The sequence below is a fragment of the Salipaludibacillus agaradhaerens genome, from assembly GCF_002019735.1.
In the GTDB taxonomy this organism is placed as follows: Bacteria; Bacillota; Bacilli; order Bacillales; family Salisediminibacteriaceae; genus Salipaludibacillus; species Salipaludibacillus agaradhaerens.
The window spans coordinates 1,681,836-1,702,919 of sequence record NZ_KV917378.1 but is presented as its reverse complement, the minus strand read 5'-3'; the positions used below and the strand labels follow the sequence as shown (position 1 = coordinate 1,702,919).

17 protein-coding genes and 1 riboswitch are annotated in these 21,084 nt (G+C 38.3%); of the genes, 13 read left to right on the top strand and 4 right to left on the bottom strand.

The annotated features are described in order from the left end of the window. The first annotated feature begins 81 nt into the window (after nucleotides 1-81). Together BK581_RS08100 and BK581_RS08095 are read left to right on the top strand one after the other, a co-directional pair. Nucleotides 82-735, top strand: coding sequence for a DUF443 family protein (locus BK581_RS08100; RefSeq protein WP_078577697.1), 654 nt, complete (start codon nucleotides 82-84; stop codon nucleotides 733-735). Nucleotides 736-1,372: 637 nt separating this feature from the next. Further along, nucleotides 1,373-3,439 (top strand): methyl-accepting chemotaxis protein, encoded by a 2,067-nt coding sequence (locus BK581_RS08095; RefSeq protein WP_078577696.1) that lies wholly within the window; start codon nucleotides 1,373-1,375, stop codon nucleotides 3,437-3,439. A gap of 486 nt (nucleotides 3,440-3,925) precedes the next feature. Here the strand turns inward: BK581_RS08095 and BK581_RS08090 are convergent, their stop codons facing one another. Further along, nucleotides 3,926-4,798 carry a Cof-type HAD-IIB family hydrolase gene (locus tag BK581_RS08090; RefSeq protein ID WP_078577695.1) on the bottom strand — a complete coding sequence of 291 codons (873 nt, stop codon included), beginning with the start codon at nucleotides 4,796-4,798 and terminating at the stop codon, nucleotides 3,926-3,928. Beyond that, nucleotides 4,799-5,575 carry a DeoR/GlpR family DNA-binding transcription regulator gene (locus tag BK581_RS08085; protein ID WP_078577694.1) on the bottom strand — a complete coding sequence of 259 codons (777 nt, stop codon included), beginning with the start codon at nucleotides 5,573-5,575 and terminating at the stop codon, nucleotides 4,799-4,801. 456 nt (nucleotides 5,576-6,031) lie between these two features. Between BK581_RS08085 and BK581_RS08080 the strand changes: the two genes are divergently transcribed. Beyond that, nucleotides 6,032-7,348, top strand: a complete 1,317-nt coding sequence (locus BK581_RS08080; RefSeq protein ID WP_078577693.1) for a CitMHS family transporter — start codon at nucleotides 6,032-6,034, stop codon at nucleotides 7,346-7,348. Between the two features lie 315 nt (nucleotides 7,349-7,663). On the opposite strand, the gene BK581_RS08075 is transcribed toward BK581_RS08080, so the two are convergent. Further along, nucleotides 7,664-9,139 carry a hypothetical protein gene (locus tag BK581_RS08075; RefSeq protein WP_078577692.1) on the bottom strand — a complete coding sequence of 492 codons (1,476 nt, stop codon included), beginning with the start codon at nucleotides 9,137-9,139 and terminating at the stop codon, nucleotides 7,664-7,666. A gap of 329 nt (nucleotides 9,140-9,468) precedes the next feature. Continuing rightward, nucleotides 9,469-10,995 (bottom strand): hypothetical protein, encoded by a 1,527-nt coding sequence (locus BK581_RS08070; protein WP_078577691.1) that lies wholly within the window; start codon nucleotides 10,993-10,995, stop codon nucleotides 9,469-9,471. A 724-nt stretch (nucleotides 10,996-11,719) separates the two neighbouring features. Here BK581_RS08070 and BK581_RS08065 point away from each other — a divergent pair. The 10 genes from BK581_RS08065 to BK581_RS19910 all read left to right on the top strand — a co-directional run bounded on the left by BK581_RS08065 (nucleotide 11,720) and on the right by BK581_RS19910 (nucleotide 20,886). After that, complete coding sequence (locus BK581_RS08065) at nucleotides 11,720-12,445, top strand: YqcI/YcgG family protein (protein ID WP_078577690.1); 726 nt, start codon at nucleotides 11,720-11,722, stop codon at nucleotides 12,443-12,445. A 361-nt stretch (nucleotides 12,446-12,806) separates the two neighbouring features. Then, entirely contained in the window at nucleotides 12,807-14,066 is a 1,260-nt protein-coding gene (locus BK581_RS08060) for a cytochrome P450 (RefSeq protein WP_078577689.1), read from the top strand. A gap of 409 nt (nucleotides 14,067-14,475) precedes the next feature. Further along, nucleotides 14,476-14,766: a hypothetical protein gene (locus tag BK581_RS20525; protein ID WP_322788426.1), complete on the top strand. Its 291-nt coding sequence runs from the start codon at nucleotides 14,476-14,478 to the stop codon at nucleotides 14,764-14,766. 40 nt (nucleotides 14,767-14,806) lie between these two features. After that, the gene (locus tag BK581_RS20520; protein ID WP_322788425.1) at nucleotides 14,807-15,145 is read left to right on the top strand and encodes a reverse transcriptase-like protein; all 339 of its coding nucleotides are present in this window, start codon (nucleotides 14,807-14,809) and stop codon (nucleotides 15,143-15,145) included. A gap of 376 nt (nucleotides 15,146-15,521) precedes the next feature. Then, complete coding sequence (locus BK581_RS08050) at nucleotides 15,522-17,234, top strand: cellulase family glycosylhydrolase (protein WP_078577688.1); 1,713 nt, start codon at nucleotides 15,522-15,524, stop codon at nucleotides 17,232-17,234. Nucleotides 17,235-17,655: 421 nt separating this feature from the next. After that, nucleotides 17,656-18,438, top strand: a complete 783-nt coding sequence (locus BK581_RS08045) for an alpha/beta hydrolase (RefSeq protein ID WP_078577687.1) — start codon at nucleotides 17,656-17,658, stop codon at nucleotides 18,436-18,438. Between the two features lie 257 nt (nucleotides 18,439-18,695). Then, nucleotides 18,696-19,028 carry a hypothetical protein gene (locus BK581_RS08040; protein WP_078577686.1) on the top strand — a complete coding sequence of 111 codons (333 nt, stop codon included), beginning with the start codon at nucleotides 18,696-18,698 and terminating at the stop codon, nucleotides 19,026-19,028. A gap of 73 nt (nucleotides 19,029-19,101) precedes the next feature. Further along, nucleotides 19,102-19,536 (top strand): Hsp20/alpha crystallin family protein, encoded by a 435-nt coding sequence (locus tag BK581_RS08035; RefSeq protein ID WP_078577685.1) that lies wholly within the window; start codon nucleotides 19,102-19,104, stop codon nucleotides 19,534-19,536. 435 nt (nucleotides 19,537-19,971) lie between these two features. Then, nucleotides 19,972-20,316 (top strand): DUF4064 domain-containing protein, encoded by a 345-nt coding sequence (locus tag BK581_RS08030; RefSeq protein ID WP_078577684.1) that lies wholly within the window; start codon nucleotides 19,972-19,974, stop codon nucleotides 20,314-20,316. A 321-nt stretch (nucleotides 20,317-20,637) separates the two neighbouring features. Beyond that, on the top strand, nucleotides 20,638-20,886 hold the full coding sequence (locus BK581_RS19910; protein ID WP_143709646.1) for a hypothetical protein: 249 nt from the start codon (nucleotides 20,638-20,640) through the stop codon (nucleotides 20,884-20,886). 102 nt (nucleotides 20,887-20,988) lie between these two features. Then, nucleotides 20,989-21,033, top strand: a riboswitch (PreQ1 riboswitch). Nucleotides 21,034-21,084: the final 51 nt, after the last annotated feature.

Below are 21,084 nucleotides of genomic sequence, written 5' to 3'. Positions count from 1 at the left end.
AACTAATTGACTGTTGATTCTCACAATTGCTCGTTAAATAAGAGGGACTATAATAAATTTAAAATTAACAGAGGATATGTTATGGATGCACAAATACAACAAGTAAATAATAATTTTAGGTATCGACTCATTACGATAAATGGAGAACACTATTTCTTTGATATAGAAACACCTGTGTGGAAAGCACTTATCCCTTTTGCTTTTTGGTTAGTTCCACATACAGTATATAAATGCGATGATGAAAAATTGTTGGCAGACATTCAAGCACCCCGGGAACAAAAAGCTAAAATCAATAGTATCGTAATGGGCTGCATAGCATTTTTTTTATGGAAAGTCGTCGACAGTGTATTAGATTATTTTAATTTGAATGTGTCATTAATGATGACGATAGTAATTCTATTGATAGCCACTGTTGCCATGGGAATTTGTCGTTGTTATATAAGTAGTAGGTACAAACGCATGTTTTATAGGCAAGTTAACCTCAAAGAATTGTCGACTGAAAAGATAAGGATTAGACCTATATCAAATAAAATTATTCTTGTATCTCTTTTAGTCTATGTGATGTTTCTAGGGGGGACCATAGGTTTCTTTGGAATAGTGCTACATTCCCCCAATATAATATATATAGTGTTTGCAATGCTTTTTTTGACGTTTTTTTCAATTAGTCATTTCATGCTTGTAATGCCTAATAAAACTTATGGAATGCTTTTGAAGGGCAATGAAATGAATAGATGAGAGGGAGAAGTGCTGAGTTATCAAAGATGACTAACCAAACAACAAAGGTTACTTGAAAAGTCTCAAAGGGTGTTATCTGATCCGAAAGCTTCAAAGTTTCTCTAGACCTTGATGTGCTTTTAGGAAATAATCATTCTCCACGGTCTAGTTGATGTGTAGTTAAGACGTTGTTTGCAAGAGAAAGATCTCCAGTCATATTTGGAGGTCTTTTTTTATGGGAAATGAAGGCTATATAAGTGTAACTACTAGAAAGTTAATTCTTTTTAGCAGCTAAGGTGAATGAATGTCACAATTAAATTTCCAACACGTATAAGTGAATGAATCAAAATAGTCTAATCTGGCCGTTTTAAAAAAGCTGAAGTAAAAGAGACGGCGACTCCCTGAGGATAAAGCGTCCGTCTGAAGTGAAGATCACAGTCATTATGCAAATGTTGACATCTTATTTTACGTTATGAAATTGATTCTTAAGCAGGCTGATATACCAACATTTACATCCTTATTGATATATCAATGTTTATACCCTTATAAGTATGACTATGAAAAATAGACTAGTTCTATTAGCCCCCATTTATGCTACCGTTAAATTAAGAGAGTATGGCAAAATGTCTCTCAAATATACTTTAAGGGGCGTAGAAATATGCTTAAGAAAATCACGAACAAAACCATTGCTAAATCGATTATTTCATTTATAATTCCTGTCATATTAGTTGTCTTACTCGTAATTTCATTGATCGGGTATTTTTTTTCAAAGACGATCATTGAAACTCAGTTAGACAATCAAATGGACACGAAAATACAGGAAACCGTTCAGTCTATAGATAATGTGTTAACCACGCAAAAAGCGGTGGTAAAAAGTATGGCAAAAACCGTTGAAGCTAATTTAGACCAATTCAATGAAGCAGATTATAAGGCTTTGTTGGAAGGATATTTACCGATGTACGATGAGACATTTGGAATGGGGATTTGGTTTGAACCTTACACTGTAGAAGAGATCGAACAGTTTGCGCCATTTGCCTTTAAAGAAGGGGATAGTATTATTCTTGATGATACATACACGACTGGTGACCTTAACATTTGGACAACAGAGTGGTATGAAGTTGGGAAACAACCTGATGGCGGATGGACGGAATCTTATTTTGATCCATCTACTGACGTCGCGATGGTCACAGCCGCTTATCCGTTCTACGAATCAAATGGGCAATTAGCTGGTGTAGTGACGGTAGACATCGACATAAGTAGTATCCAAACGATGATTGCTAATCTTGAGATTGATTACGATGGTGTAGCTATGTTATTAGAAGACAATGGCGTTTACCTTGGTGGTGTAGATGAGGAGCTATTAACAGTAGCGAATATTCAGGAAAGTAGTAATACGTCGTTAGTGACCGCGGCAGAAAATATGCTAGGAAGTGACACAGGGAAAAGTGAGTATAATGAGGGGAACGAGACGACGCTCTTTTACTATTCCACGATTCCTGAAACAGACTGGAAAGTTGGCATTAGTGTTAAAGAATCAATGCTCTATGCCAGTTTAAATCGTTTAATGTATATGTTTATTATAACAAGTGTTGTGTCACTAATTGTAGTCACAGCGTTAATCGTTATTTTCTCAACACGCATGGGTAAAACAGCTAAAAGATACAGTGATGTGGCTGAAGCAGTGGCCGATGGTGATCTAATCAACACTTTTGAAGAGAAAGAGCTACAACGAAAAGACGAATTAGGAGATATCGGAAGGTCGCTCTTTACCATGCAAGACAATTTAATTGATGTCGTTAAAAACTTTCAATCAAATGCGGCTAATATAGATGACAATGCCCAAACGTTATCCTCCTTTTCCCAACAAATGAGTGCGACGTCAGAAAATGTGGCAGCCGCTATTACAGATGTGGCAGAAAGTACGACAGATCAATATGAAGCATTAAAAAATGTAGATAGAATGATTCAACAGTTCGGTACTGATTTAGATTTTATGAACGAGTCCATCACAGAGGTGGATGGCACCTCTACATCTATCATGACGGTCGCAAGTGAGAGTAGTGAGGTTATGAGTAATATGACCTCATCGTTTGAAGCGCTAACTGGGACGTTCAGTACATTAATTGAACGGGTTAAATCTGTGGAAGTGAACATTAGTCAAGTGAATGAAATGACAGATCTCATTAATGCGATCGCAGACCAAACCAATTTATTGGCCCTTAATGCAGCTATCGAAGCGGCGAGAGCAGGAGAAGCTGGGAAAGGCTTCGCTGTTGTAGCAGATGAAATAAGAAAGCTAGCTGAACAAAGTAGAGAGTCGTCTGAAACTATTAATGAAATTATAAAAGGTGTGGCCAGTGAGGCAGGGGTCATGGTTGGCTCCACCAATGAAGTGAATAATGAACTCTTATCACAACGAGGCCATTTAGATGACACGATGGGAGCCTTCAACAATATTATTGAAGCGGTAGAAAGTATGAGGCCAAAAGTAGAGACGACAAAGGAGACGTCTGAAAAAATTAAGGCAGATAAAGAGCTGGTTTTAAAAGAAATTGAAAAATCTGGAGAAATAGCGGAAAATGTGGCGGCCTCAGCGCAAGAAATATCAGCATCTGCTGAAGAAATGGCGTCGTCCACTGAAGAAGTGGCCGCCTCAGCAACGAGCTTAGGAAACATGACCAATGGGATGAAGGAAAGAATTAAATTCTTTAATATTGATAAGTGAAAAATGTAAGTAAGTTTGACAGATGATTTTTGGCAGATAAGCGTCCGTAAAATTCCCGCCTCAAAATAGAGAGGAGAACTAACGCTATTTAGTCGGGAGATAACGGACGCACATGTTCTAATTCACGCAACGACCAATCAGTGCAAGAAGGTGAAAATGCTCATTGATTGAAAGTTTGTTTTATGCCGACGGGAAGTACGATCCGTCGGTATTTTTCGTTTGCTTATTAAATTATGCCTAACTAAAACCACGATGAGAAAAAGCGCAGCCCACTGACTTTCCTTATGGTAAGAGGTCAGTGGGCTGCAGATTTATAACTCAAACTGCTTTGATCACGCCGCCTGAAACGTCACGCTTGAAGCAGTTTAAGTGTTATAAGAAGCATCGGATTAAGTGCTATTTGAAAGATACTCTAGCACTTAGCAGATACGATTTATTGAAAAAAACATTGGATATGAGATGAATAGCCCCCATTAAGAGAGCCTCCTATTTAAGGCACGTCTTTTTCACTAACTCATGGATGAAATGAGACACGCCGTTTTCAGTATTGGGTAACGTCACAGTGTCAGCTGCCTGTTTAATTTCTAACGGAGCATTCCCCATGGCGGCACTGTATCCGGCGATTTTTAACATGGATAAATCATTAAAGCTGTCACCAACTGCAGCGGTAGCAGCTAAAGGAACTCCTAATTTTTTGGCGAGGATGTCGAGGGCAATGCCTTTGGCAGCCTTCTCATGCTCCAGCTCAAAATTATGCTTAGCTGATTTTACAAGTGTAAGGCCCGGGGAATCAGAAAAGTGGTGCCATCCTTTGAGCAATTTGTCCTCATCTAATGAGAAGGCGAGGATGTTATAAACGGTAATGTCATCGTCGGCAATGCTCTCAGCGCTGTCGATTTGAACAAATCCTGTCTGGCTAAATTGCCCATGAATAATCTCCTCAAAAAAAGCGGTATCTACGTCAGGGTTAGCGGATGTTAAACGATCTAGTTCAATATCTAGTATTTGTCGTCCATTTAATGGGGTGAGAATGGCGTCTTCAGAAAAAACCTCATAATAAAAATCATGCTGTTCTAGCCATCTTAAAATGGTTAACGCGTCTTTCTTCTCCATAGGCACGTGATGGAAGAGATCGCCTGAAGGCGTATGAATACATGCACCATTAGCACTGATAACCCACGTTTTTAAGCCAGTATGCTCAAAAATAGCTTTGACATCAAAGTAAGCTCTTCCCGTGGCGATCACCACTTCAACTCCTTGTGACTGAGCTAATTTAATAGCATGGAGGTTTTCTTCACTTAGCTGTTTTCTTTCATTAAGTAACGTACCATCTAAATCAATTGCAATCATCTTGACCATTCAATCATCTCCTGTCTGTTCTTCGTCGGCTGTAAGTAGTTCGACATCATATTGTTGTAATAACTCACGAAAAGGCTTAGGGGGGATTTTATCAGTAATAAGTAGATCAACGTCAGATAAATGGGCGTATTTGAAGAAGTCAGTATTACCAAGCTTAGTGTGATCAGCTAATACAATCACTTGCTTAGCTTGTTGCATCATCTTACGCATCACAACACCATCTTCTTCATGAGCAATGGTAAGTCCCTCCTGTGAAATACCTATAACACCAATGAATACTTTGTCCGCATAATACTCAGATAGTTTATTCACAACGGAGGCCCCGTATAAGAAACGGTGATCTTTTTCTAAGGTCCCACCAAGAAGCTGAATATTAATATTACTTTTGCTCGAAAGAACATCAGCTTGGTTGATAGAGTTTGTAATGATCGTACAATTGACATTGGCTAACTGCTCCGCACACGCCTGAACCGTTGTCGACGTATCTAAAATGACACGATCTCCTTCATAAATGAGAGAAGCAGCTAATTTTCCTATCTTCTTTTTTTCTTCAGAAACGGTTTCAAGTCGGCTTAAATAGGGTTTCAATTCCACGTGGGATGGAAGGAGTGCCCCTCCGCGTGTACGGACGATGGATTTTTCTTCTTCTAGCTTCACAAGATCACGGCGGGCAGTATCTCTAGAAACATCGAACAAGGTGCAAATTTGTTCGACAGAAATACGTTTATGCTGTTTAAGGTAAGAAATAATCGCGATTAATCGCTCTTCTTGATACATGTCATCACCTTCTGTAAGTGATCGTAAGGTATTTTTAAGTTAATGTCTTTTTAATTGATGATTTATAAGTAATTTAACATAAAGGATAAGGGATATCAAGTATAAATAATTGATTATAAGTGGTTGTAAGTAAAAACATAATAATCTGTGTCTTTTACCTAAGACAATAGTGCCTAAAAAATGTCACTATTGACACTATCTTTTTAAGAGTGTTATTTTTAGAAATAGGGGCGAAAGGAGCGTTTTTTAAAAAAGAAAAAAACATCATTGCCTTGCATCCTTAACGGCTCTTTTTGTCTTTTGAATTCAAACATTTCTAAATTAGTTGAAAATTCAGATGTTTAATCTTCTAAGTTGTCTGACATGGTGAAATTACCACAGTTAAAAAATTCTTTTTTTTAGTTAAAATGAATGCGCTTTCAGAAAAAACTAGTAGAAAGACAAAGGAGGATATGAATGCTGAGTATTATAGGATTTATCACGATTATGACCATTGTTATTTTATTGATTAAGGGAAAGGTCAGCCCTATTATTGGGCTTGTGATTATTCCGATTTTAGGGGCACTATTCGCTGGATTCGGATTTGAAGAAATAGGGCTCTTTTTTAATGATGGTATAGATAGTGTGATGGGGATAGTCATCATGTTTATTTTTGCCATTCTTTATTTTGGTGTCATGCAAGATACTGGCTTATTTGATCCTATTATTAATAAAATGGTAAAGCTCTGTCGGGGAAATGTGGTTGCGGTTGCAGCAGGAACAGTGGTCATCGGGGCAATCGCCCATTTTGATGGATCAGGAGCGTCAACTTTTCTTATAACGATTCCGGCGTTACTACCTCTTTATCAACGGCTGAAAATGAGTCCGTATTTACTGTTGTTGTTAGTTGGAACGAGTGCGAGTATTATCAACATGGTTCCGTGGGGAGGCCCGTTAGGAAGAACGGCTGCAGTATTGGGGGTAGATCCAAATATTTTATGGCGTCCCCTTATTCCACTGCAAATTATTGCGATTTTATTGCTTATATTGTTAGGCGTTCTGTTAGGAATTCGAGAAAAGAGAAGAATTTCTAGATATTATGGTACGGAAGATGCAGCAACAGAAGAGATGCCTTATGAAAGAAGTGATTCGCAAGAAGAGAGTGCTGATTTGCGAAGACCTAAACTCTTATGGCTAAACTTAACGTTAACAATGGGTTTAGTTGGTTTACTCGTTTGGGGACTTATTCCAGCCGGATTTGTCTTTATGATAGGTTTAAGTATTGCTCTCACATTGAATTATCCGAAAGTCGACATTCAAATGGAAAGAATAAGAGCACATGCACCGAACGCCCTTCTAATGGCGTCGATTATTTTAGCTGCTGGTTCTTTTTTAGGCATATTAAGTGGTACTGGCATGTTGGATTCATTAGCGGTGGACTTGGTGACGTTTCTACCGAATAGTGTTGTTCCTTATTTACATTTAATTATCGGGGTTCTTGGTGTGCCGTTTGAACTCATATTAAATACTGATGCCTATTATTTTGCGCTTTTACCTGTGGTAGAGCAAATTGTTACTGGTTTTGGTGTTGATGCTGTCTCGGCGGCTTATGCGATGATGATCGGTAATATTATTGGTACATTTATAAGTCCCTTTTCACCTGCATTGTGGCTTGGGCTTGGGCTTGCTGGATTAGAAATGGGGAAGCATATCCGTTACTCATTTTTCTGGATGTGGGCGTTTAGCCTTGTACTCATTGTCATTGCAATTGTGATGGGCATTATCACCTTTTAATTAGAGAGCTAGATTAAAAGATAGTTAATAAGAATATGAGGGAAGCATTAAGCTAATGAGAAGAAACCAGTCACTTAGTTATCGAAAAAGGAATGTGATGGACCAATAATGTGACCTCATCTCAACATAGATGTAGAAATAAAAAATAGCTCTCACATAACGTGAGGGCTATTTTTCTTCACAAGGTTATGTCCTAGTGTCTGTTTAACGTGTGTTGAGCGTCAGTTAACGGCTGCTAATGTCTTGGTTCACTCAACGATCAATCAGAGGGAGAAGAACGAAAACTCCCACTGATTGAAGATTCGTTATATTAAGTTACGGTAAGTACTGATCTGCCGTGCCAGGTGCCACAAGACCCTCAGCTTCTAAAGCCAGTACTTCTAAGTAAAACTCAGTTTCATCCATTCCCACATCTTCAGCTGTGACTTCTCCATCTTCAATAGCTGCAAAAAAGGCTAAATCGTCGTCCGTGAGTTCATAGTCTTGATAAGACGTGGCATCGTTTTGATCAGGTGATGCTGACATGTCATCTGGCGCCATGATACCTTCAAATGCCTCATAATTCTCCATCATATATAAGGCTACGTGATTTTCAATTATACTTTGGGCTTCTGCCTCATCAAATTCTTCTCGATCTTGCCCGTAGAAAGTAAATTCAGCATCGTCTCCGTACAATAATTGACTAGTCATCGACATAGTAGCTGACATGGTAACATCATCTAGCATTGGATCTCCTTCATCAAAGACTGATGGATTTACCTGTACTTCTGCCTCTTGTGTGATTGATGTGATAACGCCACCTTTAATGTTAAAACCGAACGTGAAGTCGCCGTTCAGACCTTCTTTTATATCATCAAGTTCTTCTTCCATTCCCTCTATATCCTCAGTCAATTTTTCTTTTATATCATCAATTTTTTCGTTACTGTAATGGTAAAGGATGTCATCATATACCCTTAACATGTGGTCATCGTTTTTAACTTCTTTAAGGCTATAAATGAGCGCGTCGTAAAAAGTATTAATCTCAGAAGAAAGATAGATCCAATCGTCTTCTTCAGTTAAAAAGGACTCTTCTTCAGCATTTAAATAGTCGAACATGTTGATAGCTATAAATGACCCAAGTTCGGTTACGTCATCAGAAATCTCTGAGTCGAATATACTCTCTTGTGTATCGAGAGATTCAGTTATTTTTTTGCCACCTAAAATCTCCTCCGCAATCGGTGTAATGACGTCAGTAAATTCTTCAGTGGCCCATTCTGCGGAGTAAGTGCCATCATTAAGTAAAGCGAGTGTTTCTTTAGCTTCTGGTATATGAGGAATAATATGATGGGCAGCAGTACTTACCGCATCTTCTGTAAAGCCTACGTATGGATCTAAGTCCCAAGCAATCTCTTCTGCGCCTTGGTCCATGTAAAATTTCAATGGAATTTGCAAGGAAATAGGACTACCTTGAATATCTCCAGACACACCGTAGTTTACTCCAGCTTCCATAACCTTGTTTTCGGTATCAAGAATAACTGAGCTTGTTCCTGTAATATTTTCCATAATGTCTTTGAAAATATCGAAATAAATGGCCTCTTCACCGTAAATGTCCATATCTTCCGGCGTGAAGTCAAAGTCGTAAGCTACTGAAAACTCACTGTCAATTTGAACAACATCTTCTTCGAGGAGATTTTCAAATGCTTTAGCCAGTTTCGCTTCTGGGCTAGATAGTAGAGAATAAAGATAAACACCGCCAACGATAATGACGGCTAATCCGACAATACTTAAAATAAACTTTCCTTTTCCGTTCATGAGATACAATCCACCTTATCTGTAAAATAATAATAAACATACCGCCTTATTATGCCATATTTTAACTAGTTACTTAGATGCGTTTTTAAACAGGAGTTTGGTCACGAAATGGATGATAGGAGGTGGGATGGGGTTATTTTAAGGTAGTAAATGGTAATTAATGCAGTCATTATGCCCTTAAATATCCCTTTTCTTCTATGTTAGCCCCTTAAATATTACAAATTACGACAAAGGATTATCTTATGGATAATAGATTTATGAGCTGAAATGTCTAAAAAGAAAAAGGTAAGAGCCTCTATTAGGAGCTTACCTTTCTAACACATATGAAACTAGAGACGCGGTAAATAATGAGCCGCCGTTCCCGGTTCTACTAGTCTAGCGAATTCAAGTTCAAGTACCCAGCTATACATATCCTCTTCCGAAAGGCCGAAATCTAGGTGAGTGACGTCTTGATTTTCGATGGCCTCTAGTTGGTCTTCTGTTACGTCATAATAGTCATAATAATACGCGTAATCTTCTGGAGCGTAATGCCAATCATAATCATAGTCATAATCGTCATCCCACTCTTCATTAAACCACTCATCATAATCGTAGTCTTCATCATCCCACCAATCCCAGTCGTAGTCATAATCATAGTCATGGTCATAGTAAGAGCTGTAGCCTGGTGTATAATACGAGTCACTCCAATCACCATAAAGCTCTATGAGATAATTGTCTAATTCCTTATCTAAGTCGTAAAAGAAGCCATCGAGGTTCGTTTTTTGGCGATCTTCTCCATATAACACAAATGCTGCTTCATCACCATAAGTGAATGTACTAATACTTGACGATGTGCTTTCAGCTGTTATGCCATTTTCACCATAAGTTGACGTCATTTCCGTTTTCATGGTGACAATTTTATTTTGTTCAATTTCAAAGCTGATGGTCGTTTCGCCAATCGAGTATTCTTTAAATTCTTTAAATGTTAGCTCTAACTCCTCAATTAAGTCGTCAAGGTCTTCTGATGCAATATTCTCATATAAATCAGCCATGTCATCGTTATTTTCAACCTCTTCAAAGGCATAAAGGATGGCATCGACTAGTTCGTGATCGTCAAATGTGATGATGATCCAGCCATCTTCTTCTTGAATGAGTTGATTGTCATCACCTTGTGACTCGATGTTTTCTATTATGTTTGTAAGAATAAATTCAGCCAACTGGGCTTCTTCCTCACCCATCTCAAATTCAAATAAACTGTCTTCTAATTCCCAGTCAATGATGTATGCTTTTCCTTCAAAATAATTTTTAATAATCGGCATGAAATAAGATTCTAATTCATAAGCGGTAGAGGTGCCTGAATACTCGCTATCTTGTGATAGAGCTAACGTCTCTTTAACCTCTGGTAGGTGAGGGAAAATATTATAAGATAAGACGTCTATCATATCTAAGCTAAAATTAGAATAAGCGTCTAAATCAATCACAATTTCATTTTTATTTTCATCTAAGTAAAGCCGAAATGGCATACTAAGTGACACTTCATCACCATGAATGTCTCCTGAGAGGTCATAATTTCCCCCGATCTCCATGACTTTTTCCTTTTTGTCATAAATAACGGAACTGGTTCCTGTCACTTCCTCCATTATGTCAGTTAGCATCATCGTTACTACTTCCTCTTCATATGAATAGAAGGTGTTTGAATCAAAATCAAATTCATGATTCAGTGTAAATTCGCTTTCTACTTGCACGGACTCTTCATCCATTAATGCGTTAAAGGCGCTAAATAGTTTAGCCTCAGGAGAAGAGAGTGATGAATATAGTAAGAGACCGCTAATAGCGGCTATTAATGCTATAACACCCAAAAATATTTTTCCCTTCATGATATCGTGACCCTCTCTCATTTTTTATGGTTTCATTTTATTTAATGTCATATATTTATATTATTTTCTTACATGAACCATCCTTATCTGCAAAAAAATAAATAACAGCTTTAATTATGTCATAAAAAAGCTAGTTACAGAGATGTGATTTTTAATAGGTAAAAAGAGGTGAAAGGCGCGACTTTCTCAAATGAGGAGAAGTTGGGGGGAGTAAATTTATGTCGGTTAAAGTCGAAAATAAGACTTTATTCCTCTTTATTTGAAAAGAGAATCGCTTAATTTAGTATGAATAGGACAAAATGTGACAAAAAATAGTTTTTTATAAAGAATATTGTCTTAATTCATTACCACATTCTAACTTTCAATTGTATGATTTAACATTACCAGCGAGGGATTTTTCCGAACTAGTTGATCAATATGACATAAAGCAGTCTCTACTAAGAGATTATACTTTAGTTGAAGGAAAGACTAACGATCTATTCTGAAGATAAAATGAGGAAAGAGATTTTATTTCATCATTTAGCTGAAGACGAGCTCTCGGGAAAGTGTTCGTCTATAGGGAAAGAGCCATGTATGAGTCATTTTTACAGAGGTATTTTGTATAATGACATTGGTTTACTATGAGAAAAGTGTTAAAAAAGACGATTGAAAAGGGAACTGTTTGAAACTACAAGAGGCTGGGAATAGACAGGAAAAAGGATGCCATTTAAGGAGGTTTTCACGTATGACCGTCACACATAGCCGTTTATTGACCCAATCACATATAAATGAAGACAAGCAGCCAGATTGGTTTTGTAAAGAATATGCCACGTTTCGAAGCATCGTGACGCGCAAAGATTTTCCGTGCTACTTTGGTCAACAGGGAGAAAAGCGTGGAGAATTACGCTATTCATTTATAAATCATGATGACTGGTCTAGTCTGCCTCATACATTAACTGATTTTTTGAGCTTGTTTAATCAGCCTCAATTGACTCGCCACGGATTATTTGTGTTTGTTGAACCAGAGCAAGAGGAGAAAACCCTTAACTATTACAGGGCTTATTTTTGGGAGGTATTACAGTATCTTCATGAACACGATCCTGAGAATTGGCCAAAGAACCAGCCTAAAGACCCTGACCACTATTTGTGGGATTTTCATTTTAATCAAGAGCCCATTTTTGTATTTGGCAACGCGCCAGCATATAAACAGCGTAAAACGAGGGATTTAGGAAATTCTTTAATACTCGGATTTCAACCGCGCCGAATATTTAAAGGGTTGGAAGGTACGGAGCCTGGCGGGGCGATGTCTCGGGAAAAAGTGAGAGAACGGGTGGAAATATGGGATAACCTTCCGAAACATCCGGATATAAGTCATTATGGTGATCCTGAACATAATGAATGGAAACAATTTTTTATCGGCGATGACGCCGAGCCTATTAAAGGAAAATGTCCGTTTCATGTTAAGGAATAAACGATGCCACATGTCTATAGGAATTTTTTTCACAGATATTCGTCCATAAAACTCCTGCTTCAAAATAGAGAGGAGAGCTAACTCTATATTAGGAGAAAGATCGTTAAAATCATTTTCAATATGAACAAGCGGACAATGAGAAAGAGTCTTTATCACATGTCGTCGTTTTTTTTAATGGCTTCTAGGAAAAGTCGAGCTTTTGGAAAACGTCTGTTTGTAACGGCAGATCATTGAAAGGGGCGTTCTTTTTAGATGAATTTTGTATGATGAAATGGGTTCTCTTTGTGAAAATAAGGTTTATAAAGCATGACAGGAGAGGAAGACTGATAGTAGAAGATCACTACTTTACAGGAGGGATAGAATGGGTCAAAATCGTCAAATGCCTAAAGAGGAAGGTCTTGATCATAGCTTAAAGTTATTAAAAGAGGGTTATCAGTTTATTATTAATCGACGGCATACAATGCAATCGAACGTATTTGAAACGAGATTATTAGGAGATAAAGCCATTTGTCTATCAGGAAGTGAAGCGGCGAAGATTTTTTACGACAATGATAAATTTAAGCGAGAGGGAGCCGCGCCGAAACCTGTTCAGAAGACGCTATTTGGTGAAGGCGGCGTGCAAGGCCTTGATGGTGAAGCACACAAACATCGAAAGGCGATGTTCATGTCGTTAATGTCTAAAGATGATTTGCAGGAAATTCGTCGATTAACTAAAAAATATTGGGAACTAGCAGCTACTGAATGGGAAGCTCAAAAGGAAATTGTCTTGTATGAAGAAGTGAAAAAAATATTAACACGTGTAGCCTGTGAATGGACTGGGGTCCCTTTAGATGAAAATGAAGTGGCGCACCGAGCAGAGCAATTGAGTGACATGTTCGAAACACCGGCTGATGTGAGTCTAAGCCATTTTAAAGGGTGGCGAGCGAGGTCAAAAGCAGAGAATTGGATAGAAGAACTTGTTAAAGAGGTAAGAAACAATGAACGGGAAGTAGCCAAATCTCGGGCTCTTCATGCCTTTTCATGGCATAAAGATCATAATGGGGAATTATTGGATGAGAACATTGTAGCTGTTGAGTTATTAAATTTATTGCGTCCTATCGTGGCTATTTCTGTTTATATAGCCTTTACTGCGTTAGCTGTTCATGAGTATCCTGAGAAGGCCGAGTCTTTAAAAGGCGGGGATAATGTTCAGTTACAATGGTTTAGTCAAGAAGTACGTCGTTACTATCCATTCTTTCCTTTTACCGCAGCAAAAGTGAAAGAATCGTTTACGTGGAACGGCTATGAATTTGAGAAAGATACGTTAACATTGCTAGATTTATATGGCACAAATCATCACCCAGATGATTGGGAAAATCCAGATCGTTTTGAACCGGAGCGCTTTGCCGAATGGGATAAGAGTCCATTTGATTTTATTCCACAAGGGGGCGGTGAATTTGATATTGGACACCGCTGTGCAGGAGAATGGATAACAATAGATGTTATGAAAGAAAGTCTAGACTATTTAGTCAATCACCTATCTTATACACTTCCAGAGCAAGATCTCTCATTTAGTTTGACTGAAATACCTACTGTGCCACAAAGTAAAGTTAAACTGACGAATGTGGAACGAATCACTTAATGGTTCTAGCATAGATAACGAAAGATGAACACGTTCAAAGTTCGCCACTCTTTTGAAAGAGGGTGAACTTTTTTTGTGACAAGAAAGGGTGTTAAATGAAGATCAAAGCTAAACAAGATGAGTAACGTTTCTTTTCTTTTTTATAGAGTGAGTTAGTATATGAGTCCCTTATAAATTTCTAGACTGTTATTTTAAATAATTGAATGACTCAGTCACCATTAAGTTTTCAACACCCATAAGCGACGTTTGAAGATCTAATGATGCGAGAGGTTTTATCACTTTGGAGCGGAAGATCACTGTAGGACTCGTTTTTATATGGTGAACTTGGTGTTATTGTGTATTTAAAAGAAAGGGAAACGAAAAAAATGGTTAAATTAGAAAGAGGCTATTACAGAGAGGAGAACAAACAATGAACGTAACACTTGAAGTGACATACTGCACGACTAAAGGTATTCGAACAACCTTTCATTCAGAAGGTATGGAGGCCGAAAAAGCAATTACCATCGCAGAAGATTTTCAGCGGACAGGACGGATAAAACAGATCGTCTTTAGAGATGAGCGTGATAGTCCGTGGACGTTAAAAGAACTTAAAAGATTTTTAGAAGAGATTAAAACGGAGCCGCATCATCTCTCTGTGTATTTTGATGGGGGATTTGATTTGGAGACACAACGATCTGGTCTTGGGTGTGATTTATTATGAACAAAATGACACGTCTTATCGGGTGAGAAGAAACGCTACCGTGGCGTCATTGACATCGAATAACGAAGCAGAATATGCCGCTTTACATTTAGGACTTAAAGAACTTGAAGGGATCGGTGCGCATCATCTACCTATCACTATTTACGGTGATTCTCAAGTTGTGATCAATCAGTTAAAAGGAGAATGGGCGTGTATGGAGGAGGTGTTAAATAAATGGGCTGACCGTATTGATCAGCATTTAGCTAAATTAGGCATGACCGCTACTTATAAGTTAATCCCCCGTAAAGAAAACCGTGAAGCAGATCAACTGGCTACACAAGCGTTAAACGGGCAAGAAATTATAAGTCAACGTGATGTCAGTGAGCGTGGTGCAGATTAGTCTGCACCCGCATAAAAGTTAACGTATATAGAAGTGGATGGGGATTAAAGGAACGTCATTCACTCTAAGCAAGCGTTGCGACAGCAAAAAAGAAACATATAAGGTTTTTCTGAGCTACTATCTATACAAATAGCCAAGTGGCAGTTAAGCTCTTACCTCATCAAGTTTTTGACTACCAGTCTTCCACTCCTACTTTCACCTATATAAATTGGTTCCTTTTTTGTTAATAATCACTAATTTTGACGGTATTTTTTAATAGAAATATATGCTAGATTATAAACTAGTAACGATGTAGAAGGTGGTGATTGACCATATAAGAAGACTCTTTCAAACCTGGTAGTATCGCATTAAAAAATTTGAAAGGTGGAGAGGACACATGGGTTATACCAAAGCGAAGTGTACGTTGAAAAAAACTGTCTTGTTTGGTTTAATTCTCTGTTTAAGTGTGTCAATGTTTGTTCCAATGACATCAGCTGAAGATGTCACTTCGTCACAGTTGGATATTCACTCCTATGTAGCTGACATGCAGCCTGGCTGGAATTTAGGAAATACGTTTGACGCTGTTGGAGATGATGAAACAGCGTGGGGGAATCCTCGTGTAACAAGAGAGTTAATAAAAACGATTGCTGATGAAGGGTATAAAAGCATTCGTATCCCAGTGACATGGCAAAATCAAATGGGTGGTTCTCCAGATTATACGATAAATGAAGATTATATCAATCGGGTGGAGCAAGCGATAGATTGGGCGTTGGAGGAAGACTTATATGTGATGTTAAATGTGCATCATGACTCATGGCTGTGGATGTATGATATGGAACATAACTATGATGAGGTCATGGCAAGATATACAGCTATTTGGGAACAATTGTCGGAAAAATTCAAAAGCCACTCCCATAAGTTGATGTTTGAGAGTGTCAATGAGCCTAGGTTTACGCAGGAGTGGGGAGAGATTCAAGAAAATCATCATGCTTACTTAGAAGATTTAAATAAGACGTTCTATTATATTGTCAGAGAGTCAGGAGGCAATAATGTGGAGCGCCCTTTAGTATTGCCTACGATAGAAACAGCCACGTCTCAGGATTTACTAGATCGCTTGTATCAAACAATGGAAGACTTGGATGATCCTTATTTAATTGCCACGGTGCATTATTATGGCTTCTGGCCATTTAGTGTCAATATAGCAGGGTACACTCATTTTGAACAGGAAACACAACAAGATATTATAGACACCTTTGACCGTGTTCATAACACATTTACAGCGCGTGGTGTCCCAGTTGTATTAGGCGAATTCGGTTTGTTAGGCTTTGACAAAAGTACGGATGTGATTCAGCAAGGGGAGAAATTAAAGTTTTTTGAGTTTCTCATCCATCATCTCAATGAACGTGATATAACCCATATGTTATGGGATAACGGCCAGCATTTAAATCGAGAAACTTATGCATGGTATGATCAAGAATTTCATGACATATTAAAAGCGAGTTGGGAGGGGCGTTCTGCTACAGCAGAGTCTAATTTGATTCATGTGAAGGACGGAAAGCCAATTAGAGATCAAGATATACAGCTTTACTTAAACGGAAATGAGCTAACAGCCTTACAGGCAGGGGAGGAATCGCTTGTTCTAGGAGAGGATTATGAACTAGCAGGAGGCGTATTAACGCTAAAAGCGGACACCCTCACAAGACTAATTACCCCTGGTCAATTAGGAACCAATGCAGTCATCACAGCACAATTTAATTCTGGAGCAGACTGGCGTTTTCAATTACAGAATGTGGACGTGCCAACGGTCGAAAATACAGATGGCTCAACATGGCATTTTGCGATCCCTACCCATTTTAATGGTGATAGTCTTGCGACGATGGAAGCTGTTTATGCAAACGGAGAATATGCTGGGCCGCAAGATTGGACGTCATTTAAAGAATTTGGCGAGGCGTTTTCTCCTAATTACGCCACAGGGGAAATTATTATATCAGAAGCCTTCTTTAACGCGGTACGGGATGATGATATCCATTTAACATTTCATTTTTGGAGCGGAGAGACGGTGGAATATACCTTACGTAAAAATGGCAATTATGTTCAAGGTAGACGGTAACATGATTTTAATTAATAGATAAAACAGCCTACCTATCGTTTTTGGAAGAAGGCAAACGAATCTCATCTTACCAACACCGTGCTTTAGAACTTTAGAAGTGACGGTGTTTTTTAAGACATGAGGAGAAGCAATCCTCTATCAACAGTCACCAATTTTTATTCAGGAGGTGTCAAGTTATCTAACGTTCTATGAATGCATATAGTCTCTGACGAATAAACATAGTTAAAAAGAAGTGAGCCTAGTCCCCGAGGGGAAGGGGATAATGCCAACGTATTGGATTAAAGTACCTTCTTGATAAAAAGAAAGGGTTTTCAAGAGATGGAAATGGGCTCGTTTGTTATACTTTAATTACGCCTTGGAACGTCATTTTGGCGGTGCTATTTAGTAAGATGGCTGACATCATAAAAGAGGAGTGGGTTCGATGGCTTTAATTCAATTAAGCTTTAAATCACGAGCATTAATGTTGCAAACCTCTGTCAATGTTTTATTACCGGTGGGAATGAATGCTGTAGATTTTACACCAAGTGATGATTTTTCTTATGTTACTGACCCTTTTCCTGTCCTATATCTTTTGCATGGTGCAACTGATGATTATTCAGCATGGCTACGTCTGTCCTCTATTGAACGATATGCTGAAGAAAAAAAATTGGCGGTCGTCATGCCAAATGCTGATATGAGTGCGTATACGGATATGGTACATGGCCATCGTTACTGGACGTATATTAGTAAGGTGCTGCCTGAGTTTATGAGAGCAACTTTTCCTATTTCTCAGCACCGTGAAGACACCTTTGCAGCTGGTCTGTCTATGGGAGGATACGGGGCTTTTAAATTGGCGCTGCGGCAACCGGAACGCTTCGCTGCAGCTGTGTCATTATCTGGTGCAGTTGATATGAGAGAAGCAAGTCAACCAGACTCCCTATTTGTAAATGCCTTTGGTGAAGGGACGAAAATCGCAGGGACAGATCTTGATCTTTTTCATTTAATTAAAAAGTTGGGGGTATATGAAGGGGCTAAACCAGCCCTTTTTCAAGCGTGTGGGACAGAGGACTTTTTATATGAAGATAATGTGAGATTTAGAGATTATGCACGACAAGTGAATGCCAATTTAACTTATGAAGAAGGTCCTGGTGGTCATGAATGGGCTTATTGGGATAGAATGATCGCCCGTGCCCTAGATTGGCTACCTTTAAAGACAACTAATTAAAAATCCATCGTCATTTTATAATAAAGCTGTCCTCTAACAAGGATAGCTTTTTTGAATAGGGAGCGAGAACAAAAAAAGACAAAGGATAAAGCTTTAATTTGTTACAGTTAGAGTTCAAAATTGTTTTTCCAACACGAACAAGCCAACTGTGCTAAATAGTCTATATCACAGAGTCATTTTAAAAAGGGCGTAAGAGGGGATCTTCGCAAAGCGTCTGGATTTGTGGAAACCAGCGCCACTCAGAAGGTGGAAGTGTAGTGAGTGTCGTGAAAAGAGAGGAAGAGCGCCACTCAGGCGTGTGGAGCGTCGTGAGTGGCGTGAAAAAGGAGGAAGAGCGCCACTCAGGTGTGTGGAGCGTTGTGAGTGTCGTGAAAAGAGAGGAAGAGCGCCACTCAGAGGTGAGAAGCGTCGTGAGTGTCGCAAAAAAGGGAAAACGAGTGCCACTCAGAGGTGAAAAGCGAAGTGAGTGTCGTGAAAAGAGGGCATCAGTGCCACGTAGAAGAGAAATAGGCGGTAAGACTAAGACCCGAGTAAATATGGCGCATTCTAGTTACAAAACTGGTGCTATTAAATTCAGGCAACACTTATGAAAATAGGTTTATATATAATTTACGTGGTAATACCATTTATGAAAGTTAATAAATTTTTTTGGAGGTGGTTAGCATGGTAAACTTATTTCCAAAAAAAGATCGTGAGTTGTTTGAAGGGCTACCAAGTCTATTCTCGAAGGATGGGATAACGAGTTTATTTGATGACCATTTTGGGCTTCAACCACGTGTGGATGTGAAGGACGAAAAGAATTACTATGTGATTGAAGCGGAACTTCCTGGTTTCTCAAAAGATGACATCACCGTTGAGTACAAAGATAACTATCTTTTCATTGATGGAAAAAAAGAAGCAACAGAAGAGATGAAAGATGATGATCACTTTATCCGGCGGGAACGAACAACGGGTACAATCCAAAGAAAATTTTATGTTGGAGATATTGATGAAACACAAATAAACGGAAAGTTTAAGAATGGGTTACTTGAACTAACTGTCCCTAAATCTAATGCGGAACTAGACGGAAGAAGCGGCTACCGTATCGATCTCAAATAAAGCAAAACCATTATAATAATACTACTTGCACCTCTAAATAATACAAGATTACATTTAGAGGTGCTTTTGATTATTTCGTTTTTCTATTAAGTTATTTGGATAGAGAGGGGAAAACATCTTTGACAACCGATTATGCTCATTTGGAAGTTTCTTTTTCAACGGTGATCTTAAAAAAATGAATATTTCGAAGAGTGAACTACTCGAGGCCTTCTAGGGGGCTTGAGATGACTGGATGATTAATGAACCAAATATAATGCTTCATCCTAGGTATTTTAAAGTGCATTTGCCAAAACACCTGTATTTTTCCAATGTTTTAATAGATTTATCCGGTTATTTGAGTCTAAAGTTTTAGTTATTTAGTTTCTATTTGTGGAATAATGTGCTAAAATATAGCTGTTGTTATAAATTAATTTTTGGAAGGGGTACATATTTAACATGAGTCGTACAACAGAAATGATTTTAGGAATTTTAGGTGGATTAATTGGTTTTGGAGGGGCTTTCTTTGCATTGTTCATCGGCACAGTTGATGAAGCAGTAAGCGGAAGCAGTCAAATATCTTCGCTTGGAACATCTGCATTTTTATTTAGTATTCTTGCTATTATAGGCGCAATCATCGTGAAGTTTAAAGCTAAACTAGGTGGATGGCTAATGGTGATTAGCGGTGTGGCTATTTTAATTTCTATTAGTATGTTTGGCGTCGTTCCTGCTTTATTCCTAATTTCAGCAGGTTTAATGGGGATCTTAAGAAAGCCTAAAACTTCTGAAGCACCAGCTGCATAAACACAATTAAGCAGACCTTTTTAGAGCATTGTCTCTGAAAGGGTCTTTTTTAATGGTTTTCTATGAAAATGGTTCTTATATAGCGTAAATATAAGTATAAGGTTTAAAGTCTCACTAACATTCGTAAATAATTTAGGTAAATTGAAAGAGAGGACAGGATCCCATTATATGCTAAAATACAGTAATACTTAGAAAACAATCTAGAGGAGCTTGAAAAATGGGTCAAACGACAGAAAAAGTTTTAGGTATTATCGGTGGGTTAATCAGTGTTGGCGGATCTTTAATTACGATGCTGTTAGGAGCACTTTAAGAAAGTATATTTTGGCGATACTTAGACTTGGACAAACTAGTTTAGTATTTAGTATCATAGCTGTTATCGGTGGCAGTATAGTAAAACCTTATGCCAAAGTAGGCGGATGGATAATGATTGGCAGTGGCATTGCAATTTTTATCACTAGCTGTTTTTACAATGCTTTGGGCATCTTCCCAGCAACGGTACTTATTGCAGCCGGTCTTACAAGCATTTCAAGAAAAACACACGCGTCTCATAGTGGTGATGTGTCATCATAATTATCGCTGTTTTAGATTAATGAACATATGTAGTGGCGTTAATGGGATCTATGATATAATACATAAGTGTCTCACGAGTGATAAATGAATACCAGCTTATGCTGGAAAGAGGTTCTAGCTCAACCCTCTATAAAAAACTAAGGAAAATGATGTATTGCCATGTCCTTAGGGGGCGTGGTTTTTTTGTTTTTCATAGGA